General features: G+C 70.0%; 11 protein-coding genes. 5 read left to right on the forward strand and 6 right to left on the reverse strand.

Annotated features, from left to right (window positions below; genetic code table 11):
• Positions 1-97: 97 nt before the first annotated feature.
• The 3 genes from ACRAWB_RS18110 to alr are packed head-to-tail and all read left to right on the forward strand — an operon-like array spanning position 98 to position 2,162.
• Positions 98-334, forward strand: a complete 237-nt coding sequence (locus tag ACRAWB_RS18110) for a DUF7455 domain-containing protein (protein WP_064109256.1) — start codon at positions 98-100, stop codon at positions 332-334.
• 36 nt (positions 335-370) lie between these two features.
• On the forward strand, positions 371-1,075 hold the full coding sequence (locus ACRAWB_RS18115) for an alanine racemase (RefSeq protein WP_431354626.1): 705 nt from the start codon (positions 371-373) through the stop codon (positions 1,073-1,075).
• 10 nt (positions 1,076-1,085) lie between these two features.
• A complete protein-coding gene (gene alr, locus ACRAWB_RS18120) occupies positions 1,086-2,162 on the forward strand; it encodes an alanine racemase (RefSeq protein ID WP_431354627.1) in 1,077 nt (358 codons plus the stop codon).
• Between the two features lie 74 nt (positions 2,163-2,236).
• On the opposite strand, the gene ACRAWB_RS18125 is transcribed toward alr, so the two are convergent.
• The 6 genes from ACRAWB_RS18125 to ACRAWB_RS18150 all read right to left on the reverse strand — a co-directional run bounded on the left by ACRAWB_RS18125 (position 2,237) and on the right by ACRAWB_RS18150 (position 8,121).
• Positions 2,237-2,953 (reverse strand): type 1 glutamine amidotransferase, encoded by a 717-nt coding sequence (locus ACRAWB_RS18125; RefSeq protein WP_431354628.1) that lies wholly within the window; start codon positions 2,951-2,953, stop codon positions 2,237-2,239.
• On the reverse strand, positions 2,950-4,224 hold the full coding sequence (locus ACRAWB_RS18130) for a MurT ligase domain-containing protein (RefSeq protein ID WP_431354629.1): 1,275 nt from the start codon (positions 4,222-4,224) through the stop codon (positions 2,950-2,952). The genes ACRAWB_RS18125 and ACRAWB_RS18130 overlap by 4 nt, the downstream gene beginning before the upstream one ends.
• A gap of 4 nt (positions 4,225-4,228) precedes the next feature.
• On the reverse strand, positions 4,229-5,578 hold the full coding sequence (locus tag ACRAWB_RS18135; protein WP_431354630.1) for an RNA polymerase sigma factor: 1,350 nt from the start codon (positions 5,576-5,578) through the stop codon (positions 4,229-4,231).
• A 226-nt stretch (positions 5,579-5,804) separates the two neighbouring features.
• Complete coding sequence (locus ACRAWB_RS18140; RefSeq protein ID WP_431354631.1) at positions 5,805-6,248, reverse strand: hypothetical protein; 444 nt, start codon at positions 6,246-6,248, stop codon at positions 5,805-5,807.
• Entirely contained in the window at positions 6,191-7,132 is a 942-nt protein-coding gene (locus ACRAWB_RS18145) for an MFS transporter (RefSeq protein WP_431354632.1), read from the reverse strand. The genes ACRAWB_RS18140 and ACRAWB_RS18145 overlap by 58 nt, the downstream gene beginning before the upstream one ends.
• 59 nt (positions 7,133-7,191) lie before the next feature.
• Positions 7,192-8,121 (reverse strand): proteasome assembly chaperone family protein, encoded by a 930-nt coding sequence (locus tag ACRAWB_RS18150; RefSeq protein WP_431354633.1) that lies wholly within the window; start codon positions 8,119-8,121, stop codon positions 7,192-7,194.
• 90 nt (positions 8,122-8,211) lie between these two features.
• On the opposite strand from ACRAWB_RS18150, the gene ACRAWB_RS18155 reads away from it, so the two are divergent.
• Positions 8,212-9,756: a leucyl aminopeptidase gene (locus ACRAWB_RS18155; RefSeq protein WP_431354634.1), complete on the forward strand. Its 1,545-nt coding sequence runs from the start codon at positions 8,212-8,214 to the stop codon at positions 9,754-9,756.
• A 104-nt stretch (positions 9,757-9,860) separates the two neighbouring features.
• The gene (gene lpdA / locus ACRAWB_RS18160; RefSeq protein WP_431354635.1) at positions 9,861-11,234 is read left to right on the forward strand and encodes a dihydrolipoyl dehydrogenase; all 1,374 of its coding nucleotides are present in this window, start codon (positions 9,861-9,863) and stop codon (positions 11,232-11,234) included.
• Positions 11,235-11,292 lie beyond the last annotated feature (58 nt).

The following is an 11,292-nucleotide window of genomic DNA, read 5'->3' on the forward strand; positions in this document are numbered from 1 at the left end:
CGTTGAGCGAAATAGCAGCCAATACGCGCCTGGTTGCCGAGCATCCGTGGTTCTATAGACGTACCGAGTTCACCGGTTGCGACGGAAGGAGCATCACATGTCGACAGTCACCTCGGAGAACGGGGCCATCGACGAGCTCGCATCGGGGCCGCAACTGACGGCCGCGGACCGTTGCGACAGCTGCGGAGCGCAGGCATACATCCGGGTCGTCGTGAACAACGGCGAGCTGCTGTTCTGCGCCCACCACGGCAAGAAGCACCAGGAGAAGCTCTCGCAGATCGCCCACAGCTGGCACGACGAGACCGCTCGCCTGTTCGAAGAGCAGCGCGCCTGACGCGGCTCGCTCACGAAGCGCGGAACTGACCGGAGGATGGTCGCCACGACTGGTGTGCGCCGACGTGCACATATCGATCTCGACGCCATCCGCTCGACGGCAGCCTCCGCCGCTTCGCCGCTCCCCGACTGCACCGCCGATCTCCGCGCCGACGCGTACGGACACGGGCTCATCCCCGTGGCACGTGCGCTGACGGATGCGGGGGTCGGCGGTTTTCTCGTCTCCCGGGTGGAGGACGCTGCTGCTCTCGCCGACGACGGGCTCCCCGCCCGGGTGTTCGTCGGACAGGCGCCCGGCCCCCTGCTCGGGACGTCGTTGTTCGGACTCGACCCCGCGCATCCGACCGCTCCGGCGATGCGCCTCGAGGGCGAGGTCGTCTCGGTCAAGCGCGTCCCCGCCGACCGCGGCGTCTCCTACGGTTACACGTACCGCACGTCGCGGCCCAGCACCCTCGTGCTGGTCGCGCTCGGGTACGCCGACGGCATCCTGCGCGTCGCCTCCAACAAGGCGCCGGTGAAGGTCGGCGACACGGTCGGTCGCATCACGGGCCGCATCGCGATGGACCAGTTCGTCGTCAATATCGGCGACGACACCGCGCGGCCTGGCGACCCGGTCGTCCTCTTCGGCGACTCGGCGCGCGGCGAGCCGACCGTGCTCGACTGGGCGGATGCGCTCGGCGTCGACGCCCCCGTGATCACCAGCCGCCTCGGCCGGCGCATCGAGAGGACCTACCCCGCATGAGGACGCCCGCATGACGATCGTGGACGCCGTCGCCGAACCGCTCCCCCGCGCCGTGATCGACCTCGCCGCCGTGCGCCACAACGTCGCTCACCTGACCAGACTCATCGCGCCCGCCCAGACCATGCTGGCCGTCAAGGCCGACGCCTACGGTCACGGGCTGCTGCCCGTCGCCGAAGCCGGGCTCGAGGCCGGCGCGACGTCCCTGGCCGTGCTCGAGATCCCGGCCGGGCTGGTGCTGCGGCACGCCGGCGTGACCGTCCCGATCCTCGCCTGGCTGCACGGTCGGAGCACCGACTGGCGGGCGGGCATCGAGGCGCACATCGAGCTCGGCATCTCCGCCGTCTGGCAGCTCGAGGCCATCGCCGCGGCCGGCGCCGACCGCCCCGCCGTCGTGCATCTGAAGGTCGACACCGGCCTCAGCCGAAACGGCGCCACCCGCGAAGAGTGGCCCGGGCTCGTCCAGTACGCGCTGGAGCTGGAGCGCCAGGGTGTCGTCCGCATCCGCGCAGCCTGGTCGCACCTCGCCGACGCGTCGATCGCCGACGACCAGGCCGCTCTCGCCGAGTTCCGCAGTGCGGTCGTCGAGGCGGAAAAGCTCGGCGCGCACTTCGAAGCACTGCACCTGGCCGCGAGCTCGGCGGGCATCCGGATGCCGGAGGCGCGTTTCTCGTTCGTCCGGTTCGGCATCGCCGCCTACGGCTTCTCCCCGTACGACGACTCGACCGGGGCCGAGCTCGGGCTCATCCCCGCGATGCGGCTCGAGGCTCCGGTCACCGAGGTCCACGTCGGCGGCACGACGCACGTACGGCTCGGGATCGGCTGGGCCGACGGCGTCCCGACGCTCGGGATCGCGAAGACCAGCATCCAGCTGAACGGCCGCCGCTGCCAGCTCCTCGCGGTGGAGGCCGACAGCATGCTCGTGGATGCGGGTGCGCACCGCGTCGAGGTCGGCGACACCGCCATCCTGTTCGGCCCGGGCACCGACGGCGAGGTCACCGCCGAGAAGTACGCCGACTGGGCCGAGACGATCGCCGACGAGATGGTCACCGGCGTCGCCTCACGCGTCCCCCGCGTCTACGTGAACTGACCCCCGGCCCGAGTGCAGCTAACTGCGGTCGACACGCCGTGCGACACCGCAACGACGTGCACTTCGCGGGAGGGCTACAGCGAGACGCCGAGGCGGTCGGCGATCGCGCGGCGCGCGTTCGTCGCGTAGCGGTCGACGCGCTCGGTCTGCGCGACCGGCGGCAGCTCGCCGCGCAGCGCGGTGCCGAGCAGCCGGTCGGCCAGCGCCGGGTTCATCGGCAGCAGCGGACCGTGCAGGTGCGTGCCGATCGACGCGCCGACGACGACGCCCTCCGTGCCGTCGCCGTTGCCGGTCCCGCTGACGAGACGGCCCAGCGGCTCGGCCCCGTCGAGCACCGTGCGCGCCGAGTGGTTCTCGAAGCCGGCGACGGTCGAGCCGTCCGCCAGCCGCACGACGACCTCGCCGACGTGCCGCTTGCTTCCGAGCGCGGCGCGGGTCGGGAAGACGCCCGCACCCGCCAGCAGTTCACCCTCCGGCGTCTCCAGGCCGGTGCCGAGCAGCTGCCAGCCGCCCGCGATCGCGAGGAACGGCACGCCCGCAGCCTGCCACTCCCGCAGCCGTGGGGCGATGCGCAGGACGTCCTCGTGCACCGCACGCTGGCCCGAGAGCGGGCCGGAGCCGATGTGCACCAGGTCCACGCCCGGCGGCAACTCGCCGCCGACCGCGTGCGGGACGACTTCGGCCTCGATGCCGCGCCAGCGGGCGCGCTCGGCCAGCGCCAGGACGTTGCCGGCGTCGCCGTTGATCCCGAGCTCCGCCGGGTACAGGTGCAGGATGCGCAGGACGGTCATCGCTCGCCGCCCTCCAAGTCGAGGAAGCCCAGCTGCTTCCGGATGAGCATCATCTGCTCGTAGTTCACGATCATCGTCTTAGTGCCGCGCGTCGGCTTCGGCAGCTTCAGGAACGCCTGGAGCGCCGGCTTCAGCTCGGGCACGACCTGGTCGACGTCGATGCCCGCGTACGCGAAGCGCGTGGCGAACTGCCAGGCCTTCGTGCCGGACACCACATCCACATGGGTCAGCTTCGACAGGTCGATGTCGTACACCCACGACGGGTCGGGCGTGCCCTCGTCGACCGCCACGAACACCTGCTCGGGCGACTCGGCGAGGTAGTCGAGGTTGAGCTGCAGGCTCGGCGGGTTCTTCATCATGATGATCTCGACGTCCTCGTCGTTCACCTTCAGCGTCTCGCCGCGGCCGTACACCGTGCGCAGTGCGGCCATGGCGGCCACGACGGCGTTCGGCTGGAAGCGGTCGCCGACGAGACGGCGCGCCATCGCGGTCGCGCCCGCCGCGTCCACCGCGTAGTGCAGGCCGCGCGCGGGCAGGCCGATGCGCACGTCCACCCCGCCGATGGTGAGCTGCGCGCTCTGCACCTCGAGCTTGCTGACGAAGACCGACGGGATAGGTAGAGTTCCCGCCGTCGTGCCGGTCAGGTCCTTGACGTTCGCCAGGCCGTTCGGCGACGACTCGATGATGGACGGCGCCACGGCGAAAGTCGTCACGTCGCGTCCCTGCGCCGTCAGCTCCGCGCCGACGCGCGCCAGGCTGTCGTCGTCGGCATTCACCACGACGAACTCGGACGAGCCCTCGGCGATCGAGCGCAGCATCCCGATCACGCGGGTGGGCTCGAAGAAGCGGTTGAGCTGGTCGATCTGCACGTTGAGCAGGAGCGATCCCCGCGGTTTCAGGACGCGCGCGAGGTCGACACCGTAGGCCTCATCCACCTCGATCACGCCGACATCGCCGCGCACGTAGCCGTCGAGCGGCACGTCGGCGAGAAGCGCGGACGCGATGCCCTGCGGCAGGTTGCCGCCGGACGGGTTGGTGAAGACGTCCAGTCCGTGCTCGCGCAAGATCGCGGTGAGCATGTTCGTCGTCGTGGACTTGCCATTCGAGCCGGAGACGAACACGACGCCGAGCGGGAGCCGGCTGACGGCACGCTCCAGGAACTTCGGCGCGATGGCCAGGGCGACGCGGCCGGGGACCGCGGAGCCGCCTCCCCGCAGGCGAAGAAGCCAGCGGGCGAGGCGGCCGGCGATGACCGCCAGTCGGTAGCGCACCGGTTTACTCGAGGTAGTCGCGCAGCGACTGCGACCGCGACGGGTGGCGCAGCTTCGCCATCGTCTTCGACTCGATCTGGCGGATCCGCTCACGCGTCACGCCGAACGTGTCACCGATCTGGTCGAGGGTCTTCGGCATGCCGTCACCCAGGCCGAAGCGCATGCGGATGACGCCCGCCTCGCGCTCGGACAGGGAGTCGAGCAGGCTCTCCAGCTGCTTCTGCAGCATGGTGAAGCCCACCGCGTCGGCCGGGACGACCGCCTCGGTGTCCTCGATCAGGTCGCCGAACTCGCTGTCGCCGTCCTCACCCAGCGGGGTGTGGAGCGAGATGGGCTCGCGACCGTACTTCTGAACCTCGATGACCTTCTCCGGGGTCATGTCGAGTTCCTTCGACAGCTCCTCGGGGGTGGGCTCGCGGCCCAGGTCCTGCAGCATCTGGCGCTGCACGCGGGCGAGCTTGTTGATGACCTCGACCATGTGCACCGGGATGCGGATGGTGCGCGCCTGGTCCGCCATGGCGCGGGTGATCGCCTGACGGATCCACCAGGTGGCGTAGGTGGAGAACTTGAAGCCCTTCGTGTAGTCGAACTTCTCGACGGCACGGATGAGGCCCAGGTTGCCCTCCTGGATGAGGTCGAGGAACTGCATGCCGCGGCCGGTGTAGCGCTTGGCGAGCGACACCACGAGGCGCAGGTTGGCGCCGAGCAGGTGGCTCTTGGCGCGCTGGCCGTCGCGGGCGACCCACTTGAGCTCGCGCTCCAGCTCCTTGGAGAGGTTGGGCGTGTTCGCCAGCTTGTCCTCGGCGAACAGACCGGCCTCGATCCGCATGGCGAGCTCGACCTCTTCGGCCGCGTTCAGCAGGGGGACCTTACCGATCTGCTTCAGGTAGTCCTTGACCGGGTCGGCGGTCGCGCCGGTGATCGTGGTCGAGTAGACGGGGATGTCGTCCTCTTCGTCGACGGCGCGCAGCACGAGCGCGTCCGTCGGCAGGGGCACGTCGGCCGCGGCGGCCAGGGCCGCAGGGGCCTTGCTCTCCGTGTCGGGCTCGGCGTCCTCGTCCGCCTCGGCCTCGTCGGTCTCGGTCTCGTCCGTCGCCTCGGCGTCGTCCGCGACCTCCTCCTCGTCGATCTCGACCTCGGCGTCGTCGTCGATCTCCTCGTCGTCGTCCGCTGCGGCGGACGCCTTGGACGTCTGCTTCTTCGCAGCCGTCGCCTTCGTCTTCGCCGGGGCCTTCGCCGCCGCCTTCTTGGGCGCGGCCTTCTTCGCCGCGGGCTTCGCGGTCTCGTCCGCAGCGGCGGTCACGGTCTCTTCGACCTCCGCCTCGCGGGTCTTCGTTGCTGCACGGGTTGCCATGTGAACACCTTTCATACCAAGCGGAGGAGGGCCGGGATCCTGACGGCCGAGCCTGGCTCAGGGTTGCGTGCGGACACTACTAAGACCCAAGTCAAGTCCGGGTGGTTGCGCCGGGCATCGTCTAATGCTCCGGCCCCGGGACATGAATGGGTCCAGACGTCAATTATTGCACGTTCCGCGTGCGCCCCCGACCACGTAGTGCCTTTCTTCGGCAAATACAAGAGCCTTACAGCGCTTCGTGCCCGCCGCGCCTCCTCCACGCTCCTACGAGTGCAACCCAGAGAGGGGCTACTTCTATTCCCTCTTCCTCGCGGAGACGGCGGCGTGTTCGGCGGCGCGCGCGCACCAGGAAGACCACGCCGATGCCCACGATGACGTACTGGATGGCGAACGCCCAGCGGAAGTGGTCCAGCTGGTAGAGCTCGGCATCCGCGTCGCTATGGGCCTGCACGTCGAGCGCCACGCCGATCAGGAACATCATCACGAAGCTGGCGAGGAAGCCGCCGACGTTCACGATGCCGTTCGCCGATCCCAGGCTGTGCAGCGGGTTGAAGGTGCGGGCGAAGTCGAACCCGATCAACGAGCCCGGGCCGCCGATCCCGATCGCCGCGATCAGCACGACGATGGTCCAGAACGGGGTTGCCCCGGCCAGAGCAGCACGAGCGTCCACGCCGCGGCCATCAGGGCGACGATCCCGAGGACCAGGTTGCTGCGCCGCAGCGGGTAACGCGCGGTCAGGATGCCGAGGATGGGCCCGGAGATGAGGCCCGCGCCGACGAGCACTGTGAGCAGCGCGGAGGCGGCCGCGGGCTGGATGCCGATCGCGAAGACCAGGAACGGGATGCCCCACATCAGGCTGAACACGGTGCCGGACGACTGAGTCACGAAGTGCGACCAGAAGCCGAGCTGCGTGCCGGGCCGCGCGAGGCTGATCCGGAGCTGGCGGAGGGAATCGGACCACGTCGCCGGCCGGGGCCCCTCGCTCGCACCGACCGGGCGATCGGTGACGCCGACGACGATGCCGATCAGCGCGACGACCGAGAGGGAGGCGGCGGAGAGGAAGGCGACCGTCCAGCCCGAGAGGTGCAGCAGGAGTGCGAACGGCACGGCGGACAGCACCTGGCCCAGCTGGCCGACATTGCCGATCCACTGCGACAGCTGCGGCACGATCCGCCCGCGGAACCAGGAGTTCACCAGCCGCATGAGCGAGGTGAAGACGGTGGCGTCCCCCGCCCCGACCAGGATGCGTCCGGCGATGGCGATGGCGATGGTCGGCGCGTACGCGACGGCGACCTGGCCGACGACCATGAGAGCGGTGCCGGTGAGCATGAGGACGCGCGAGCCGATCCGGTCGATCAGCACGCCGACGGGCACCTGCATGCCGGCGTAGACGATCAGCTGCACCACGGCCAGCGTCGACAGGACGGACGCAGAGACGTGAAAGCGCTCGGTCGCCGCCACGCCCGCGACACCGATCGTGGTGCGCTGCATGACGGCGATGAGGTAGGCGAAGACGCCGATCCCGTAGACGAACCAGGAGCGACGCGAATTCACCAGATAATCCTACGCCCGGCTATGCATGTGCCTCGCCGGAGTGGAATGCGCGTGTGCGCTCAGCGGTCGCCGCGGCCGTTCTCCTCGTCGCCGTGGCGGCGGAAGGCGAGGAAGTTCTCGAGTTCTGCGGCGATCTCGTCGGCGGTCGGGAGCTCGCCGTCGCTGTCGGTCAGCGGCGAGCGCAGCTGCGTGTCCTCCATGTAGGAGTCGTGCCGCTCCTCCAGCGTGCCGACCAGCCGGCCGAGCTCGGTGTTGCCCGCGACCTGCTCGTCGATGTTGGCGATGAAGTCGCGGTCCTCCTGACGGAGCCGGTCGGTCGGGAAGATCAGGCCGGTGGCCGCGCTGATCGAGTCGAGCGCGGCGACGGCAGCGGCCGGGTACTCGGTGTCGGCGAGGTAGTGCGGGATGAGCAGGATGAAGCCGGCGATCGGGTACGACAGCTGCTGGAGTCGGTACTCGAGCAGGTGCAGCGCGTTGGCGGGGACCTGCGTGTGCGGCTTCCAGATGGACATGGAGTCGATGAGGTCTTGCCGGTTGCCGCTCACGGTGACGCCGATAGGGCGCGTGTGCGGGACGGGCATGGGGATCGAGTGGACCCAGGTGATGCTCTTCACCTTGAACTGCTCGATGAGGCCGAGCACGGCATCCGTGAAGGCCTCCCAGCGGAAGTCGGGCTCGAAGCCGGAGAGCAGGAGGAACGGCTGGCGGAGCTCGTCGTAGGCGAGGTAGAGCTTGAGCGTGGCCGGCTGGTAGTCGGTCAGGTGGTCCTGGTCGAAGTAGATGATCGGACGGCGCGCGCGGTAGTCGAGCAGGATGTCGGCGTCGAAGGTGGCGACGACCTCGCTGTCGAGCGTGCCGAGAAGATAGGTGCCGAGCTGGCTGACCCCGGACCCCGCGTCGGCGAAGCCGGTGAGGCCCGCGACCAGCGGCAGGCCCTCCGGCACCTGGAGCGCCGGGTTGAGCTCGAACAGTCGACGGGGGTCTCGCATACCTCAACTCTAGAGCGGACCCCGGCCCGCGAACCTGTCTGTGACCGCTGCCGGGAACGCCCACAGCGAACACCGCGTTAGGGTCGACTCATGACCGTTCCCGCGCTGACCGTGACCCTCTCCTCCACCCCCACCGCGTCCGCCGATGTGCTCGTCGTGGCCGCCCGGAACGGACGCGACGGCGTCTCCGTGCTCTCCGGCGAGCGCCGGGACGAGCTGGCCCAGCAGCTGCGCGAGGTCGGCTTCGCGGGCGGCAAGGACGAGCTCGTACGGCTCCCGGGTCTGGGTGACGGACCCTCGCTGGCGGTGATCGGGCTTCCCGAGGACGGCGTGGACGCCGTGCGGTACGCCGCGGGCAGCGCGGTGCGCCAGCTCGCCGGCACGAACGCGGTGGCGCTGGACCTGCCGGCCGCGGACGAGGCGCAGCTCGGCGCGGTCGCCGAGGGCGCGGCGCTGGGCGCCTACGCCTTCACGGAGTACCGCGAGAAGAGCCGCGCGGCGACGAAGGACCCGGTCGCGTCGATCGAGGTGCTGGGCGGGGGCCTCGCCGCCGCGGACGACGCCGCTACGGGCGACGCCGCGCCGGCCAACGCCGCATCGGTCGACGCCGATGCGCTGGCCGCTCGGGCGACCGCCGTCGCCGAGGCCGCGTCCCTGGTCAAGGACCTGGTCAACACCCCTCCTCTCGATCTCTACCCCGAGACGTTCGCCGAGCGTGCCGCCTCCGCCGCCTCCGGTCTCCCCGTCACCGTGAAGGTGTGGGACGAGCAGGAGCTCGCCGCCGACGGCTTCGGCGGCATCCTGGGCGTCGGCCAGGGCTCCACCCGTCCGCCGCGCCTGGTGAAGGTCACCTACGCACCTGAGGGCGCCTACCGCCACCTCGCCCTGGTCGGCAAGGGCATCACCTTCGACTCCGGCGGCCTGTCGCTCAAGCCCGCCACCGGCATGGTCGGCATGAAGTACGACATGACCGGCGCCGCGACTGTGCTGGCCGTGGCCCTCGCTGCCGCCCGCCTGGCGCTGCCCGTGAAGGTCACCGCCTGGCTGTGCCTGGCCGAGAACATGCCGTCCGGCTCCGCCATCCGCCCGAACGACGTGCTGCGCATCCGCGGCGGTCGCACCGTCGAGGTTCTGAACACCGACGCCGAGGGCCGCCTCGTACTCGCCGACGGCCTGGTGGCCGCGAGCGAGGAGCAGCCGGACGCGATCGTCGACGTCGCCACCCTGACCGGCGCCGCGATGGTCGCGCTCGGCACCCGCTACGCCGCCGTCATGGGCTGCTCAGACGACCTCGTGGACGACGTGCTCACCGCGGGCAAGGAGACCGGCGAACTGCTCTGGCCGATGCCGCTGCCCGGCGAGCTCCGCGCCACGATCAACTCGGACGTCGCCGACATCGCGAACGCCAACCCGGGGAACACCGCCGGCGGCGCCCTGCTGGCCGGCGTCTTCCTCCAGGAGTTCATCGGACGCACCGGCGACGCGGACGACGCGCCGCGCATCCCCTGGGCGCACCTGGACATCGCGGGTCCCGCGAAGAGCCCGGCAGCGCCGTACGGCTTCACCGGCAAGGGACCGTCCGCCGTCAGCGTACGGGCGCTCATCCGTCTGGCCGAGAGCTTTTCCGGGAAGTAGTAGGGTCGTATGGGCGGGAAAACCCGCCTATCAACACGCCTCCCGGAGCCATCCCCTCTGGGCGGCTTCGTGTCACATGATCTGATGCGCGAGGGAGTAGCTGGGTGTCTGAGCAGAACTTTGACATTGTGGTGCTCGGCGGTGGGAGTGGAGGCTACGCAGCAGCGCTGCGTGCGGCCGAGCTCGGTTTCACCGTCGGCATGATCGAGAAGGACAAGGTCGGAGGTACCTGCCTGCACCGCGGCTGCGTCCCGACGAAGGCGCTGCTCCACGCGGCAGAGATCGCGGACTACTCGCGCGAGTCGGCGAAGTACGGCATCGTCACCGAGCTGCAGGGTGTCGACATCAACGGCGTCACCCAGTACCGCCAGGGCATCGTCGCCAAGAAGTACAAGGGCCTCCAGGGTCTCGTGAAGGCCCGCGGCATCACTGTCATCGAGGGCGAGGGTCGTCTGACCTCCCCGACGACCGTGCAGGTCGGCGAGGACACCATCGTCGGCAAGAACATCATCCTCGCCACCGGCTCCTACTCGCGCTCGCTTCCGGGCCTCGAGATCGGCGGCCGCGTGATCACCAGCGAGCAGGCTCTCGAGCTGGACTTCGTGCCCAAGAAGGTCGCGGTCCTCGGCGGCGGCGTCATCGGCGTCGAGTTCGCGAGCGTCTGGAAGTCGTTCGGCTCCGACGTCACGATCATCGAAGCGCTCCCCCACCTGGTCCCGAACGAGGACGAGTCGATCAGCAAGTCGCTCGAGCGCGCGTTCCGCCGCCGTGGCATCGACTACAGCCTGGGCGTGCGCTTCCAGGGCGTCACCCAGAACGAGAACGGCGTGGTCGTCACCCTCGAGAACGGCAACACCATCGAGGCCGACCTCCTTCTCGTCGCCGTCGGCCGCGGCCCGCTCACGCAGGGCCTCGGCTTCGACGAGGTCGGCGTCACCATGGACCGCGGCTTCGTCATCACGGACGAGCGCCTGCACACCAACATCCCCGGCGTCTACGCCGTCGGCGACATCGTCCCGGGCCTGCAGCTCGCGCACCGCGGCTTCCAGCAGGGCATCTTCGTCGCGGAGGAGATCGCGGGCCTCAACCCGATCGTCGTCCCGGACGTCAACATCCCCAAGGTGACCTACTGCGACCCCGAGGTCGCGTCGATCGGCCTCACCGAGGCGAAGGCGGCCGAGAAGTATGGCGCCGACGCGGTGAGCAGCTACGACTACAGCCTCGCGGGCAACGCCCGCAGCGAGATCATCGGCACCAACGGCAGCGTGAAGGTCGTCCGCCTCAACGACGGCCCCGTGCTCGGCGTGCACATGATCGGAGCCCGCGTCGGCGAGCTCATCGGCGAGGCGCAGCTGGCCGTGAACTGGGAGGCGTACCCCGAGGACATCGCGCCGCTCATCCACGCGCACCCGACGCAGAACGAGTCGCTCGGCGAGGCCTTCCTGTACCTCGCGGGCAAGCCGCTGCACACCCTCTAGGACGACCAGCCGGGTCCGCCGCGGGCGGACCCGGCTGCAATAAGCTACTGAACGATCA

The organism is Leifsonia poae (assembly GCF_050632865.1).
Lineage (GTDB): Bacteria > Actinomycetota > Actinomycetes > Actinomycetales > Microbacteriaceae > Leifsonia > Leifsonia poae_B.